The sequence below is a fragment of the Herminiimonas contaminans genome, assembly GCF_015645465.1.
Classification (GTDB): domain Bacteria; phylum Pseudomonadota; class Gammaproteobacteria; order Burkholderiales; family Burkholderiaceae_D; genus Oxalicibacterium; species Oxalicibacterium contaminans.
Map to the genome: position 1 here is coordinate 105,120 of NZ_JADOEL010000003.1, position 15,333 is coordinate 120,452.

The window sequence follows — 15,333 nt, forward strand, 5'->3', positions numbered from 1 at the left end:
AATGACTATCGCTGATATGCGATTGTAGCGCCGCTGTCTGCGGATTTACTCCAGATTTTGTACCTGTTCACGCATTTGTTCGATCAGCAGTTTCATCGCCATCGATGCGTCGGACAGTTCCTTGACTGCCGCCTTGGAGCCGACCGTGTTGGCTTCGCGGTTCAGCTCTTGCATCATGAAATCCAGGCGTTTGCCGACCTGGCCACCTTTTTTCAGGATGGCGCGGGTTTCGCTGAGGTGGGCAGCGAGGCGGGTCAGTTCTTCCGCCACGTCGACGCGTATACCGTACAGCGTGACTTCCTGGCGAATACGATCCAGTGCTTCTTCGCGCGTGACGCTGGCTTGCGCGTTGCCATTGCCAGCGGCCAGGCCCAGTGCTTCCATCATGCGTTCGGTGGCTTTTTGCTGGAACTGGGCGACGACTTGCGGCATCAGCGGTGTGATTTTTTGCACAATGGCTTCCATGTCGTCCACACGTGATAACAACATGGTTTGCAGCGCAGTACCTTCACGTTCGCGACTTTCGACGAAGGCATTCATTGTGGTTTGCATCGCTGCGGCGACATCCGCCTGCAGGGTTTCCTGGCTCATCTCGGCTTCTTCGATCACGCCGGGCCAGCGCAATAATTCATTGACCGAGAGTGGGGCGGCATCGGCGAAGCGGCTGCGTACTTCAGCTTGCAGCTTGGCGACTGCGTCCAGTGCGCCCTGGTTCAGCGCCTGCGTCGCACCGTTGGCGACTTTACGGCCAAAGCTCAGGCGGCATTCGACTTTGCCACGGGTGAGGCGAGCCATGATGGCTTCACGCAACACCGGTTCCAGTGCGCGTAAATCATCGTTAATACGGAATTGCAAATCAAGGAAGCGCGAGTTGACGCTTTTGACCTCTATGGTCAAGGTGCCACTGCTGGTCTCATGGGTGGTGACGGCATAGCCGGTCATGCTGCAAATGGTCAAAATGAGTTCCTCGTTTTTCTTTACAAAGCGGCGATTTGTCCACACAATCCACAACGAACAAGGTTGCCGGATAGCGGTAGCCGGAAAAGGGATGAGCCTGTTTGCTGGCGCGCTTTCGCCGTGCTGTATTTCCCAGGCTCGCTAGACATTATTTATAGGACGACATGGCTGCGCAAAACAATGCCCCGTTGCCGGATGGTTTGGAAATCGCTGGATATCGCATTGTAAAGAAGATTGCGTCTGGCGGGTTCAGTATTGTCTATCTGGCCTACGATGAAGATGGCAATGCAGTCGCCATCAAGGAATACCTGCCGAGCTCGCTGGCGCTGCGCCAGCCGGGCGAACTGGTTCCGGCGATTTCACCGGAAAACCTGCCGGTCTTCCGTATCGGCCTGAAATGCTTCTTCGAAGAAGGTCGTGCGCTGGCACGTATCGCCCATCCGAACGTGGTGAGCGTGACCAACTTCTTCCGCGCTAACGAAACCGTGTATATGGTGATGGGCTACGAGTCCGGTCGTTCCTTGCAGGACCACATCCTGCGTCGCCGTGACAAGGGCGAGAAACCACTCGTCTCGGAACGTTTCATCCGCAAGATGTTCAGCCATGTGATGAATGGCTTGCGCGAAGTTCATACGAATAAACTGCTGCATCTGGACCTGAAGCCAGCGAATATCTATCTGCGCGTAGACGGTACGCCCATCCTGCTGGACTTCGGCGCAGCGCGCCAGACCTTGCAATCCGATATGCCCAAGCTGTATCCGATGTACACACCGGGTTTTGCAGCACCTGAGCTCTACGTGAAGAACGGTAGTCTCGGACCTTGGACAGATATTTACAGCATAGGCGCATCGATGTTCGCCTGCATGGTAGGCGCCCCGCCGCAACCGGCAGACCAGCGCAAACTGAATGACAAGATGGATGGCCACTTCAATAAGCTGGAAGGCGTCTATTCATCCGACCTGATCAAGGTCATCCGCTGGAGCCTGATGGTCGATCCGCTGGAGCGTCCGCAAAGCGTATTTGCATTGCAAAAAGCCTTGCGCGAGCCAGTGCCGGAACAGCAGGGCGACGCCAAGCTGCAGCAAGTGGCGCGCAAGATTAAAAACATATTCAACAATATGGGTAAACGCTCGTCCAACGTATCGACTACGATACAAGAACATACGCGTTAAACTTACCCTAACTTATTCCGACCCGACCCAGCCATGCGATTCTCCGTCTACCAAGAAAGCCATATAGGCGGTCGCAAGAACAACCAGGACCGCATGGGTTATAGCTTCACGCGTGATGCCTTGCTCTTGCTGGTAGCTGACGGCATGGGTGGTCACATCATGGGTGAAATGGCGGCGCAGATTGCGATGCAAACCATCGCTTCGCTGTTCCAGGAAAATGCCACGCCTTACGTCAAGAAGCCGGAGCGCTTCCTCGAAGACAGCTTCTTTGCCGCGCATCGCGAAATCCATCGCTACCGCGCCATCAATAATCTGCCGGAAACACCACGTACCACCATCGTCGCCTGCCTGATCCAGCACAATAGTGCGATGTGGGCGCATTGCGGTGATTCGCGCCTGTACTGGATGCGTAACGGCCAGATCCTGGCGCGCACACGCGACCACTCGCGGATAGAAACCCTGATTGCACAAGGCAAGGTTGATCCGTCGGAACGCGATACGCATCCGGAGCGCAACAAGCTATTCAACTGCCTCGGTGCGCCGAACATGCCCATCGTTGAAATTTCGCGCCGTGCCAGCCTGCAGGCGGGCGATATCATGTTGCTGTGCTCGGACGGTCTGTGGTCGGTCTTGCCGGATCACGAACTGGCGCAGCGCCTGCATAACAACACCATCGTGCGTGCGGTTCCTGAATTACTCACGACTGCTACTGGCATCGCCGGTAAAACAGGGGATAATGTCACCGCTTTGGCGATGATGTGGGAAAGCAGCGAAAACCTGCATGGCAACAGCACCATCACCACGCACACCTTGCCGATAGGCAGTGTCACCACCACGATCCAGGCGCCACGGCACCTCGATCTGGAAAATGCAGACACCTATAACGATTCAGAAATCGAAAAAGCGATTGAGGAAATCCGCAACGCTATCGATAAATCATCACGTATCACTTCCAGGAATTAAAGCCACATGTCGTATGAAAATCGTCCCAGCGGACGCGCCGCTGATGCCTTGCGCGCCATCAAACTGACCCGTAACTACACCAAGCATGCCGAAGGCTCGGTCCTGATCGAGTGCGGTGACACCAAAGTCATCTGCACCGCCAGCATCGAAGATCGCGTGCCAGGTTTCCTCAAGGGTAAAGGCCAGGGCTGGTTGACGGCTGAATACGGCATGCTGCCACGCTCGACACACACACGCATGGATCGCGAAGCCGCACGTGGCAAGCAATCCGGTCGCACCCAGGAAATCCAGCGCCTGATCGGTCGCTCACTGCGCGCCGCGTTTGACCTGCAGGGATTTGGCGAGCGTACCTTGCACCTGGATTGCGACGTCATCCAGGCCGACGGTGGTACACGTACCGCAGCGATTACCGGCACCATGGTTGCCGCTTACGATGCCTTCAGCAAACTGGTCGCGCAAAACGTCATTCCAGCTATCCCGCTCAAGCACTTTGTGGCTGCGATCTCGGTCGGCGTTTATAAAGGCCAGCCAGTGCTGGACCTGGACTACGCGGAAGATTCGGATTGCGATACTGACATGAACATCGTTATGACCGACGCTGGCCACTTCATCGAAGTGCAGGGTACGGCAGAAGGCGCCGCGTTCGACCGCGCGACCATGGACAAATTGCTGGACTTGGCGCAAGACGGCATCAGCGACCTGATCGTGCTGCAAAAACAGGCCTTGGCAATAGCTGCGTAAAATAGAGCCTGCGCTGCGCGGACTTGCTTTTATGTAAATGTCGCAGCGCCTGGCCCCAGCGGTAGTGTCAAATCACCCGGCTGTATTTGAGGCCGGGTTTTTTATCGTTTTTATTTTCGGATTATCATGTCGCGTACCCTTATCCTCGCCTCCAATAACCAAGGCAAATTGAAAGAATTCAGTGCCTTGCTGTCGTCCATCAATTTTGATGTGCATGCGCAGGGCGAATTCAACGTACCGGAAGCGGAAGAACCGCACGTCACCTTCGTGGAAAACGCGATCGCCAAGGCGCGCCACGCAGCACGCTTGACCGGCAAACCGGCACTGGCCGACGACTCTGGCGTCTGCGTCAATGCACTGGGCGGTGCACCGGGTGTGTATTCGGCACGCTATGCCGGTGAGCCCAAATCAGACCAGCGCAACAATGAAAAACTCATCGCTGATCTCGCCGCACACGCCGACAAATCCGCTTACTACTATTGCGTGCTGGTCTTCGTGCGTCACGCGGACGACCCGCAACCTGTGATCGCAGAAGGACGCTGGAATGGCGAAATGCTGGCAGAACCACGCGGGCAGGGCGGCTTTGGTTACGATGCCTACTTCTGGCTGCCCGAGCAGCAAAAAACAGCGGCAGAATTAACAGCTGAAGAAAAAAATCGCCTGTCGCATCGCGGCCAGGCCTTGCGTGCACTGATCGAAAAATTGCGATGATCCCGATTAAACCGATCAGCGCCGATGTCGCTGCTGCGCTCGATCATTCGGGACCGGCACGCGTCGCTACGACCTATCTGAAGCCAGGTGCGTTAAGCCTGACTGCATTACCGCCGCTGTCGCTGTATGTGCATTTTCCGTGGTGCGTGAAGAAATGTCCGTACTGCGATTTCAACTCGCATGAAGCGAACGGCGGTTTCCCGGAAGATGAATACCTTTCCGCCTTGCGTGCCGACCTCGAGATGGCTTTGCCACTGATCTGGGGTCGCAAGATTTATACGATCTTCATCGGTGGCGGTACGCCTAGCCTGTTGTCCGCCGCCGGACTGGATCGCCTGCTCTCCGACATCCGTACCTTGCTGCCGCTGGACGGCGCGGTGGAAATCACGATGGAGGCCAACCCGGGTACCTTTGAAGCGGAGAAATTCAAGTCCTACCGTGCCAGCGGCATCAATCGCCTGTCGATAGGCATACAGAGCTTCAATCCACGACATCTGCAGGCATTGGGCCGTATTCATGACGGTGACGAAGCACGTCGCGCTGTGGACATTGCCGCCAACAACTTCGACAACTTCAATCTCGACCTGATGTATGCCTTGCCTGCGCAGACTTTGGACGAAGCGCGGCAGGACGTGCAAACAGCGATCAGCTATGCGCCACCGCATTTGTCGCTGTATCACCTGACGATGGAGCCGAATACGGTCTTCGCCAAATATCCGCCCACCGTGCCGGATGACGACACCAGTGCCGACATGCAGGACATGCTAGAGCAGGAAACCAGCGCTGCCGGTTACCAGCACTACGAAGTCTCGGCCTATGCGCAACCCAAGCGCCAGGCGCGGCATAACCTCAACTACTGGCAGTTCGGTGATTACCTCGGCATAGGTGCCGGGGCGCACACCAAACTTTCCTTCCCGCATCGCGTGATCCGTCAGGCGCGTTACAAACAGCCAAAAAGTTATATGGAGCAAATGCGCCTCGGCAATCCTATCCAGGAAGAAAAGGAAATCACGCGCGACGAACTCGGCTTTGAATTCATGCTCAACGCGATGCGTCTGGTGGAAGGCGTGGAGGTCAACATGTTCGCCGAACGCACCGGCATGCCGCTCAATGCAGTGGAGCGGGCGCTGAACGAGGCCGAAGCGAAGGGTTTGCTCTACCGCGACCATAAAACCATCAAGCCGACAGTGCTGGGCCAGCGCTTCCTGAATGATTTGCAGGAAATGTTTCTGGCGGATTGAAACAAATAATCGTCGGACAGTCGGCAATTCCAGGGGAGTTAGGTATAATGCGACCTCTTGGAAGTTGATGGACTGCTTCGCCGGTTAATTGCACGCTCGTGCAATGCGTAGTAAATCGGACGGATGTGGTTTCTTCGTCAACATCTCAAAACGGAAGTGTGGCCGAGTGGTTGAAGGCACCAGTCTTGAAAACTGGCGACGGTTTATCCCGTTCGTGAGTTCGAATCTCACCGCTTCCGCCATTATTCCGTTCTACTACTCCCCCCACTAAGGATAAGAAATTTCACCGAGATTGCTTGGGGCGAGAGGTGCTTTACCGCTATTTTTTGTCTTACTCGGACTGATTCCCGCAAGTACTTAGAAACCCGTTTCACGCCAAGCCACCGAGGCAGCAACACGCAGGAATCGTAGCGCTGGTATTTCCCAGTTTCCGGCTATCGTGACACGTCCACGCCATGCCGGACTGGTGGCTGGGAGCGCCTCATCGGTATCCAGCACCACGCGATAGACGGCATGCTCCGGATACAAGCTGCCGTTCTTTTCGCGCACCAATACATCACCGCCGAATAGTGAGGCCAGTTCTGGCTCATTCAGGGTGCGGCTGGCATCGCGGTCTATGCTGACGACGTTCAGGCGCCGGGCCGGTCCTGCCATGCCATCAGCGATGAACAGTGCACGGTCGCCTTTTGAAATACGACGTACCGCTTCTTCGTCAACGTAAGTCACCACTTGCCAGCGATCTGCAGCGACCAGTGAGCCGAGATATTCCTGGCTCTTGAGTGCTTCGCCGGGACGCAAATCGGGATCGATGTCGACCAGCACGCCAGCGTAGGGGGCAACAGGTTGATAGCGTTGGAGATCGGTACTGACGGCGACTCGTTCCGCGTTGGCATAGGCCAGTTGATCGTTGAGTACTTGCCAGTCTTTACGGCTGTTTACGTCGAGTCCGGCCGCAGCTGATTGCCACGCCAGAGATTCATATTTGGCGTCGGACTCGGTGGCGCGCAGATCCAGCTCCGGTGATGACAGCTGCATCAGTGTTTGCCCGGCTGACACCGTCTGACCACTGGCGACCGGCAGCGCGTCCAATGTGGCGTGGGGCGGCGCATAGAGTGCCAGCCTGGTTTGCGGCTGTAACAGGCCTGAGCTGCGTACCCGATCCGGCCACGGCAGCAGGAAGATAAAAATAAACAGTGCTGCCAGTGCTGCACTGCGTCGGGCACGTTTGCTGTGTCTTATGTCCGGCCAGCGTGTACGCCATACCTGAATTTCGCGCCATACCGGCAACGCAACAAACCAGCATATCTCCACGATAAATAGCAGAATCCCGACCGCTTTGATGAAGAAGTGGTAGACCAGTACAGCGATGCCGAGAAAGAGTATGAGGCGATAGATCCAGATTGCCCATGCAAACAGGATCAGACCGGTATTCATGCGTGGCGAAAATGCTTCCGGCGCTGGTTCACCCAATGCAAACAGGCGCTCACGCAAATCCCAGCGCGCGAGTGCGAATGCGCGGTTGTGCAAGTTAGGCAAGCCCAGGTAGTCCGACAGAATGTAGTAGCCATCAAAGCGCATGAAGGGGCTGGCGTTGATGAGCAGGGTGCTGATCCAGGTGGTGGTCGAGAGCAAGAAGGCGACTTGTTTGGGGCCGCCTTCCGGTAACCACGCCCACGCCAGAGTCGCCCAGGCGGCGATGCCGAGTTCAGTGATGATCCCGGCACTGGCTACGGTTAATCGTTTCTTTCTGTCGGCGAGTTTCCAGACTTCATTGGTATCGGTATAAGCGACCGGCCACATCACCAGAAACGCCAGCCCCATGGTTGGTACCCGGCAACCGTAGCGTTTGGTGGTCAGCGCATGGCCCAGCTCATGGCAGGTCTTGGCGAAAAAAATGGCTGCACCGTATAGCACCGCACCATCCCAGCTGAGTGTGTCCATCAGCGTGGCGGAGAATCGATCCCACTCGCGGTAGGCACCGATCAATCCAAGCACACCGGCAAGAATCGTCAGATGACGGAAAGTGGGGCTGAACAGGAACGCCAGTCGCGGTTCCAGCCAGGTTAGCCAGCGGTCGGGTCGCAATAACGGAACACGGAAAAACAGATAGTTATGCAGCAGCCACTGATGCCAGTTGCCACGTTGCCTGGCGCGCATAGCGGCCAGTGCAGGGGCCGAACCTTTTTCTGCTTGCAGCAATTGCTGCTCTCCCAGAAACGTCAATAGTCCATTGAATGCTGCGCTATCAAGCTGGAGCGCCGTCACGCTGTTGATCTCGGCGAGGATGGCTTCTGCATCGCCCATATTCCAGCGACTGAGCATTTCAAAACTAGGCCAGTCGAGCTGAAAAAACATATTGCGCACAGGATCATGCAGCGTCCAGCTCGGTTGTCCGTCGGGCAAGCGCGGGCCGACGCTGATGGACAGTTCCTGGCGCAGAGCAGGTAGGCTAGAAGGCATGCGTACTCAAATCGCCAGGAATTGACGGATGCTGGCCAGCGGTCGTCGTAGTACCCAATAGACCAACGGTACATAGCTACCACCCAATTTAGCCGTTCCTTTGAGGCCCACGCGCTGGTCGGTGCTGGCATTCAGTTTGGCGCGTACCCGGTAGGCGTAGCTGCCATCGGGACGCGCTGTGGCACGATGGCTCATGTAACGCAGGGTGCCGGATACCGACGACAAGGGAGCGGCTGCCAGGTACAAAGACAGTGGCGCTTGCTCGCTGACCGGGACGGCATCACCTATCGGTACCCACGCTTCGATTTCAATATCGTTAGCTGCGGCTACCTGCATGATGCGCTCTCCGGTTTGTACCGGACGACCTACCCATTCGGATGGATCATCGAACAATACGGTACCCGCTTGCGGTGCCACCACGCGCGAACGTTGTGCCTGACTTTCGAGGAAGCTGGCCTGCGCCTGTTTCTCGGCGATCCGGCCCAGGAGCGTAGCTAATTGCGTTTTTGCACGCGGGTCGTTCAACATGAGTTGTGCGGCTTGCCGGTACTCGGCTTGAGCCGTACCCAAGGCTTCGCGTGCTACTTCCAGGCGGCTGCCGATAGGTGCCTGATCGAAAGAAAATAGTAGCTGACCGGCGGCGACGGTCTGGTTGGGCGTGACGGCGAAATCTGCAATGACGCCATCCAATGGCGCACGTATGGTGGCCGGATTGGCTGGTACCAGCTCACCGGGCGCCAGCACCGTGAGGCGCACTGGAAACAATAGAACGACCAGTAATCCGACACCTGCTGCGAGACGGCGACGCCAGCGTTTGTCTGCTGCACCACCATGCCACCAGGCCCGTAAGCGCGCCGGAATAGCGGCAAGCGACCAGCGTGCAGGGCGATGCATGGCGCGCCACGCGTGCTGCCAGATATCCATCCATTCTTCTAGCAGCGCCAATTCGTCCGGGCGTAATGGATGATCGCCTGCCAGCAGCAAGCCAGCCTGATCAGCAGTTGGGTGATTGTTTTCGGGATGGCGCAGTCCGCGCAGCGGTATCCATGTTACTGCTGCAGGCAACCATTCGTCCCACGCAGTAGTTATCGAGGCGGGTAGCTGTGTCGCATCGACCGTTAGCGCTCCACCGCTTGTATGCTGGGTCGCGAGCGTGCGGCACAACTGGTTCAGCCATTGTGCATATGGCGCATTGGCTTCGACCGCCACCACGCCGGACAGTGTGTGTACACCACTTGTGCCTAACCATAATGCAGCCTGGCGGTAAGGCAGCAAAACGCGCGTGTCGTTGACTGCGAGGAAGGCAAGTTCAATGGCACTGGCAGCAGCGCGTGCGCGCTGAGCCAGTTCGATTAACTTCAGTAGCGGATTACCTGCTGCGCCGTCGCTCATGCCCCCGGTCTCGCTCCTGTCGTACTACGCGCCAATACGGCCAGGCGTTCGGCACCAGCTTCGCGCGTGGTACGCATTTGTTCAGTCAGGCTGGCGCGACCGATAGGTTCGGCGATGCCGCGCTCTAAATGAGCGCCTTTGTTACCTTGTCCATCTTTGGTCACAACGATTTTGAAGGTCTGTACTGCGATCCGTCCCTGCGCATCCCGTGCCACCACCTTGAAGCTAATTGTGCCTTCGAAGGCGGGAGGTGGAGTACCTTCAAAACGTCCGGTGCGGGAATTGAATTGGAGCCAGCCTGGCAATGGCATGCCATTGGCTTGCGTTGCGCTCAACTCTATGGTGCTGGATGAGATAAAGGCATCGCCTGGTATTTGTACTGCAATGCGACTGCCGCTGCCCACACTCAAGTCTGCAATTGGACTATTGATTAACAATACGTCACTGTTGACCGTCGATTCCGCACGCACAGTGGAATCGAAAGGCGAAGACAAGCTATTGCTATCGAGTGTGGACACGCTCGGATTTAAAACACTGGACCAAGTGCCGGATGGCGACGGCGCGAAAACGGGCGCGGGAACTGAGCCAGGGCCGCTTGGCGCCGGTGGTTCTATGCTCGGCTGATGGATTACCTGCGGCGGCGGGGTTTGCGTCTCCACAGGTAATGGTGGCGGTGCTGTTGATGGCAGTACACCGACTGTCAATTCATTCACGTTGCTGTCGCTGGCAGTATTGCCAGCCAGATCGGTGACGGTAGCGACCACACTGTATTGATGGTTCATGACCAGGGTCAAGCTGCCGCTAACCGGTACCGCTGTTGCCAGATCCAGGGTCCAGCTACCGGCCACTGGCGTAACGTTATAGGTAGCGCCGCCGACTGTGACGGTCATGGTCTCACCGGCCGCCAGTGTGGCGCTACCGGTCAATACCGGTGTGAGGCTGGTGGTCGACTGTGTATCGACGGTAGGCACGCTGGCCGCGGTATCGTAGACATAAGCCTGGGCTGTCACGGTGCCATCATTACCGGCAGTGTCGACTACCTTGACCAGCAAGGTGTTACTGCCGCTCAGCGTCTGGCCGCTCAGCGACCAGGTGTCAGTACCGACGGTGGCGGTAGCAACGATCCAGGTAGCGCCATTATCCAGCGAGACCTGGACAGTCTCACCGCTGGCCAGATTGGCTGACAAAGTACCGCTGATAGTTTGTGCGGCGACGTTGGTAATGAAGTCGGTGGACGAAGCGCCGCTGTCAGCCGAGAAGGAGATGCTAGCCACGCTGGTCATCGGCCCAGTCGTATCGAGTACATAAGCACGGCTGGTGGCGGTACCGTTGTTGCCTGCTGCATCAGTGACGCGCAATTGCAGGGTGTCGCTGGCGGCCAGCGTGACGCCGTTCCAGGTCAGTGTCGTGCCGGATACCTTGCTGGTGATGTCGGTCCACGTCGCACCGTTGTCGAGTGAGCCGTAGACAACATCACCGGCCGCTGGTGCCGCGCTAAGCGTAGCACTGATGGTTTGCGCCGCGGTGTTGGTGATCAAGTCGGTTGCGCTGCTGCCGGTGTCGGCTGATAGCGCGATGTCGCTGAAACTGATGCTCGGTGCCGTAGTGTCGAGTACATAGGCTTGCGAGTAAGGCGTGCCATTATTACCAGCGTCGTCGCTGATGCGCACCTTCAGCGTGCCGCTGCCGTTTAAGGTTTGATTGGCGAGTGACCAAGTGTTGGCGCCGACCGTGGCGGTGGCGAGGGTCCAGGTAGCGCCATTGTCGAGCGAGACGTAGACGCGTTCACCAGCGGCCAGATTGGAAGTTAATGTGCCGCTGATGGTTTGCGCTGCCGTCTTGGTGATGAAGTCGCTGCCTGAGGTTCCGGTGTCATCCGAGAAGGCGGCACTGGCGACGGTATTGGTCGGTGCCGAGGTATCGATAACGATATCTTTGTTTGCACCCAGCGATCCGGCCGTGCCCGGCGTCGCCAGAATGATATTGGCGGATTGCTGGGAACCCCCTGCATCGATAATCGAGGCACCGTTGAGCGCCAGCGCGAAGGCCGAGCTGTAGTCGAGGTCGGCACTGTTCTCGCCAGCCCCGACGGTGTAGCTAAAGGTCAGCGTGCCGGTACCACTGCCGCCGGTATAGGTGGCAGTGCCACCACTGGCAAGCGCAAGGGTCGGCGTGCCGAAGGTGGTGTCGACATTGATCGCAGTGGAAAAATCGACCGTGATCGTGATGGTCGAGCCGGCGCCATAGGCACCGTCGGATGTGCTGGAGCCGACGCTGGTGATGGCGGGGTTGGTGCCGTCAACATTGATGGCGGCCGTGCTGCCTACGCTGTTGAGGGTAGTCACGATGTCGTTGCCAGCGGCATCCTGCATTAGGGCTCCGCCGGTTGATAAGGCGCCTATCGTAATGCCATTGGCGTCGATGTCACCACTAGGTACGATGTAGCGGAACAGCAGCGCGCTACTGCCCGAACCTGATACATAGTCAGCATAGCGAGTAGTGGAACCGACAACGAGGGCGATCCGCGGCGTGCCGCCGAAGGTGTCGACGATGACTGCCTCACTGAAGTTAACGGTGAACTCCAATGTGCCGCCAGCGCTATAGGTACCGTTGGCCGGGACTGCGACTGAGGTTACGGTAGGCGCGGTGGTGTCGATGGTGATGGTCAGTCCGCTGGAGGCGGCTGAGACGTTACCGGCGGTATCAGTGGCGACGGCAGTGATAGTGTGGCTGCCCTGGGTTAAGACGCCAGTAGTGTAGGTCCAGCCACCGGCACCAGCGACAACAGTGCCGAGCATTGTAGCGCCATCGTACAGCGTGACTGTGCTGCCATTTTCTGCCGTACCGCTCAGCGTAGGCGTGGTATCGAGCGTGATGTTGTCATTGTTGAGCGGACCTGTATCACTGGACGTTGCCAGATCCGGCGTGCCGGGCGTGGCCGGGGCGCTGGTGTCCAGCGTATAAGCTTTGCTTTGCGGTGTGCTTTGGTTGCCGGCAGCATCGACCACCTTCAGTTGTAGCGTGTTGCTGCCAATGAGGGTGGCGCCGTCCCAGCTCAGGCTGGTGCTGCTAACTTTACTGGTGATGTCGGTCCAGGTCGCGCCGTTATCCAGCGAGCCGTACAGGATATCGCCAGCAGCGAGTGGTCCGCTCAGCGTGGCTCCTATGGTCTGACTAGCGGTCTTGGTGATGAAATCACTGTTGCTGCTACCTGTATCGGCTGACAGCGACAGGCCGCTGAAGGTAGTGGTCGGTGAGGTGGTGTCGTACTGGTAGGCCTGCGACAGCGCGGTGCTAACGTTACCGGCAGTGTCGCTAACCCTGACCAACAGGGTACCGTTACCCGTCAGTGTGCGGGGCAGTGACCAGGTGTTCTGGCCGACGGCGGCGGTGGCGGCGGTCCAGGTGCTGCCATTGTTGAGCGACACATAGACTGTTTCGCCGCTGGCCAGGTTGGCCGATAACGTACCGCTGATGGTCTGTGCCGCTTGGTTGGTGATGAAGTCCGTTGGCGAAGTCCCGGTGTCGCCGGAAAAGGACGCAGTGGCTACAGTGGTGGTCGGTACACTTGTGTCGAGCGTGTAGTTGCGGAAGCTCAGCGCGCTGTCGTTACCAGCCTCGTCGGTGACCTTGAACATGATGGAGTTGGCGCCCGTACCGAGCGTGGCACCATTCCAGTTCAGTGAGGTGCCGCTAACCTTGCTGGTGATATTGGTCCAGTGCGCGCCACCGTCGACTGAACCCCAGACGACATCGCCACCGGCTGGTGCACCGCTAAGCGTGGCACTGATGGTCTGCGACGCGCTGTTAGTGATGAAGTCGGTGTTGCTGACGCCGGTGTCGCTTGACAAGGCAATGCTGCCGAAGGTGGTCGTCGGCGGGGTGCTGTCGACTGTGTAGCTTTGGCTGCGCACCGTGCCGTCATTACCGGCGGCGTCAGTGACTTTGAGCTGTAGCGTGTTGCTGCCGGTGAGGGTGACGTTGTCCCAGGTCAAGGTAGTACCGCTGACTTTGTTGGTGATGTCGGTCCAGTGGGCGCCATTGTCGATCGAGCCCCAAACGATATCTGTGCCGGCTAGTGGGCTGCTGAGTGTAGCAGTGATGGTCTGGCTACTGTCCTGCGTGATGAAGTCAGTCCCCAAGGTGCCTGTGTCGCTCGACAGTGACTGGCCACTGAAGGTGATGGTCGGTGCAGTAGTGTCCAGGGTGTAGGTGTGCGAAAACGCGGTACTGGTGGAACCGCCGTTCGTCACGCGCGCCATGAAGGTGTTGCTGCCGGACAGCGTGGTGGTGGTGCTCCAGGTGCTGCTGCCGACCGCGTAGCTGGTGGCGTTGTTCCACGTGCTGCCGTTGTCGTAGGAAACCTCGATCCGCTCACCGCTGCCCAGGTTGCCAGAAAGTGTGCCGGTGATGGTTTGCGCGGCGGTCTTGGTTATGAAATCGGTATTGCTGGTACCGGTGTCGGCCGACAGGTGGGCATCATTGTTGACCACGATGGTCGGCGGAGGAAGTGCCTTGACGTCGGTGATGTCGAAATTCTGGAACGTCGTAAACATGGTGGAACTAAGAGTCACGCTTCTGACGTCCTGCAGCGACAGGGTGAGCGGCGACAACATGCCGCTGTCGTCGATAGTTCTATTGATGGGGGTACCGGCGGTGCCGTCTGCCTTGGTGTAATTGATGGTCAGGCTGGAGCCGAAGGACGACAGGTCTAGCGAGTTCAAGTCGAAGGTGTAGCCGTTCTGGACGGTGATCGTCACCAGCGAGTCGCTGCGGTTCGCCGCCATGGAGTACAGGCCGTTGCCATCGTTGTAGACATACAGTTCGGGGCCGCCGCCGGCGAAGGTGATGGACTTGCCGCCGACGGTTTTCATGATCGAGCCCACCTGGCCGTTACCGTCGATGTCGGTGCCGTTTTCATCGCCGTCGACGCCGTAGGTGAAGCTCACCACCTGCAAGGTGCCATCGTACTGCGATGGTGCCAGTGCCTGGGTGTCGATGGTGCCGGCATGCGCTTCCAGCGTCCAGTCGCCGCCGAGGCTGGCGGCACCGGTCAGATCAGTCGAGGCAGCCACATCGGCACCGGTGGCCCTTGCGATGCCGTTAATCAATTGCGCGCCATTAGTACCAGCCGCTATGTCGCAACCGTATAAGAGTAAATCGCCGTCGGCGCTCAGCGCCTGGCCCAGCTGCGCGAGTTCGGCTTGGGTTGTTGCGTTCGAAAGCGACGCTTCGGTCAACTGCGCGGTGCCGAGGATGACGGCACCTTCCGAACCGTGAGACATGATGTGGATGGCGTCATAGCCGCCTTCATTGGCAGCCCATAGGGCAATTTGCGCCAGCCCATTTTTGTTGCCGTCGAATTCGACAATACCCACGCCCTCGCGTATGCCTGCTTCCAGTGTTTTGTAATTTGCCAGCGAAGTATCAACCAGCACCACTTCCTTCTTGCCATCGTCTTTCGCGGGATCTGCCGCGCGTATCGTGACTGCCGGTGGCACCGGCGGCGGGGCGCTGTCAGGTGTGGCGGCATGGGCTGCGTCGACGACTGCACCATCAAACATGAAGCGCTGCTCCAGCGACATCAACTGCGAAGCACGGCGTAACGGGCGACGCGTGCTGAGGGCCGCTGCGGTAAGGTTCAGTGGAGTGATCATTTGATTCATGGCAGGCTCCTCGAAGGGCGCGGGTGGTGC

General features: G+C 58.0%; 9 protein-coding genes and 1 tRNA gene. 6 read left to right on the plus strand and 4 right to left on the minus strand.

The window, feature by feature from the left end; translation table 11 throughout:
• Positions 1 to 45 precede the first annotated feature (45 nt).
• Positions 46 to 942 carry a YicC/YloC family endoribonuclease gene (locus IXC47_RS05005; protein ID WP_175626863.1) on the minus strand — a complete coding sequence of 299 codons (897 nt, stop codon included), beginning with the start codon at positions 940 to 942 and terminating at the stop codon, positions 46 to 48.
• Between the two features lie 179 nt (positions 943 to 1,121).
• Between IXC47_RS05005 and IXC47_RS05010 the strand changes: the two genes are divergently transcribed.
• From IXC47_RS05010 to IXC47_RS05035, 6 genes are all read left to right on the plus strand, one after another.
• Positions 1,122 to 2,129 (plus strand): serine/threonine protein kinase, encoded by a 1,008-nt coding sequence (locus IXC47_RS05010; RefSeq protein WP_195874892.1) that lies wholly within the window; start codon positions 1,122 to 1,124, stop codon positions 2,127 to 2,129.
• A gap of 33 nt (positions 2,130 to 2,162) precedes the next feature.
• Positions 2,163 to 3,092, plus strand: a complete 930-nt coding sequence (locus IXC47_RS05015; protein ID WP_012079188.1) for a PP2C family protein-serine/threonine phosphatase — start codon at positions 2,163 to 2,165, stop codon at positions 3,090 to 3,092.
• A gap of 6 nt (positions 3,093 to 3,098) precedes the next feature.
• Positions 3,099 to 3,833, plus strand: coding sequence for a ribonuclease PH (gene rph / locus IXC47_RS05020; RefSeq protein WP_175626577.1), 735 nt, complete (start codon positions 3,099 to 3,101; stop codon positions 3,831 to 3,833).
• 126 nt (positions 3,834 to 3,959) lie between these two features.
• The gene (rdgB, locus tag IXC47_RS05025; protein WP_195874893.1) at positions 3,960 to 4,544 is read left to right on the plus strand and encodes an RdgB/HAM1 family non-canonical purine NTP pyrophosphatase; all 585 of its coding nucleotides are present in this window, start codon (positions 3,960 to 3,962) and stop codon (positions 4,542 to 4,544) included.
• Positions 4,541 to 5,785, plus strand: a complete 1,245-nt coding sequence (hemW, locus tag IXC47_RS05030; protein WP_195874894.1) for a radical SAM family heme chaperone HemW — start codon at positions 4,541 to 4,543, stop codon at positions 5,783 to 5,785. The genes rdgB and hemW overlap by 4 nt, the downstream gene beginning before the upstream one ends.
• 152 nt (positions 5,786 to 5,937) lie before the next feature.
• Positions 5,938 to 6,027: transfer RNA gene (locus IXC47_RS05035), tRNA-Ser, on the plus strand.
• A gap of 115 nt (positions 6,028 to 6,142) precedes the next feature.
• On the opposite strand, the gene IXC47_RS05040 is transcribed toward IXC47_RS05035, so the two are convergent.
• Genes IXC47_RS05040 through IXC47_RS05050 form a run of 3 tightly spaced genes read right to left on the minus strand, consistent with a single transcriptional unit; the run spans position 6,143 to position 15,303 of the window.
• A complete protein-coding gene (locus IXC47_RS05040; protein ID WP_195874895.1) occupies positions 6,143 to 8,245 on the minus strand; it encodes an HlyD family efflux transporter periplasmic adaptor subunit in 2,103 nt (700 codons plus the stop codon).
• A 6-nt stretch (positions 8,246 to 8,251) separates the two neighbouring features.
• Entirely contained in the window at positions 8,252 to 9,637 is a 1,386-nt protein-coding gene (locus tag IXC47_RS05045) for an efflux RND transporter periplasmic adaptor subunit (RefSeq protein WP_195874896.1), read from the minus strand.
• Entirely contained in the window at positions 9,634 to 15,303 is a 5,670-nt protein-coding gene (locus tag IXC47_RS05050) for an Ig-like domain-containing protein (protein ID WP_195874897.1), read from the minus strand. The genes IXC47_RS05045 and IXC47_RS05050 overlap by 4 nt, the downstream gene beginning before the upstream one ends.
• Between the last annotated feature and the right edge of the window lie 30 nt (positions 15,304 to 15,333).

Bases quoted from the DNA above. Each gene is read 5' to 3' on its own strand.
- IXC47_RS05040 (WP_195874895.1), bottom strand. From the start codon at position 8,245: ATGCCTTCTAGCCTACCTGCTCTGCGCCAGGAACTGTCCATCAGCGTC.
- rph (WP_175626577.1), top strand. From the start codon at position 3,099: ATGTCGTATGAAAATCGTCCCAGCGGACGCGCCGCTGATGCCTTGCGC.
- IXC47_RS05005 (WP_175626863.1), bottom strand. From the start codon at position 942: ATGACCGGCTATGCCGTCACCACCCATGAGACCAGCAGTGGCACCTTG.
- IXC47_RS05015 (WP_012079188.1), top strand. From the start codon at position 2,163: ATGCGATTCTCCGTCTACCAAGAAAGCCATATAGGCGGTCGCAAGAAC.
- hemW (WP_195874894.1), top strand. From the start codon at position 4,541: ATGATCCCGATTAAACCGATCAGCGCCGATGTCGCTGCTGCGCTCGAT.
- IXC47_RS05045 (WP_195874896.1), bottom strand. From the start codon at position 9,637: ATGAGCGACGGCGCAGCAGGTAATCCGCTACTGAAGTTAATCGAACTG.
- IXC47_RS05010 (WP_195874892.1), top strand. From the start codon at position 1,122: ATGGCTGCGCAAAACAATGCCCCGTTGCCGGATGGTTTGGAAATCGCT.
- IXC47_RS05050 (WP_195874897.1), bottom strand. From the start codon at position 15,303: ATGAATCAAATGATCACTCCACTGAACCTTACCGCAGCGGCCCTCAGC.
- rdgB (WP_195874893.1), top strand. From the start codon at position 3,960: ATGTCGCGTACCCTTATCCTCGCCTCCAATAACCAAGGCAAATTGAAA.